The 258-nt window shown below is 44.2% G+C and carries 1 protein-coding gene; it reads left to right on the top strand.

The genetic code is table 11. From position 1 onward, the window contains the following. Window positions 1-258: SDR family NAD(P)-dependent oxidoreductase (locus SB775_RS31155; protein ID WP_410865139.1), on the top strand; the 258-nt coding region annotated here is incomplete at both ends.

Raw genomic sequence — 258 nt, 5'->3', positions numbered from 1 at the left:
CCATTTATTTACTGGTCAATGTAGCAGGCATTCTTCGAATGGGTTCTATTGACCAGCTTCGAGCAGACGACTGGGAACAGACTTTTGCAGTCAACACACATGGTGTCTTTTACGTATCTCAAGCTGTCTCCAAATACATGATAAAAAGAACAGAGGGAGTCATTGTGACCATCAGCTCTAACGCCGGTGGCATTCCTAGAATGAATATGGCTGCCTATGCCGCTTCAAAAGCAGCAGCTACTTCCTTTACAAAAACAC

The organism is Peribacillus sp. SIMBA_075 (genome assembly GCF_046534585.1).
Note: the sequence above shows the minus strand (reverse complement) of the source record. Positions and strands in the feature narration are given on the sequence as shown.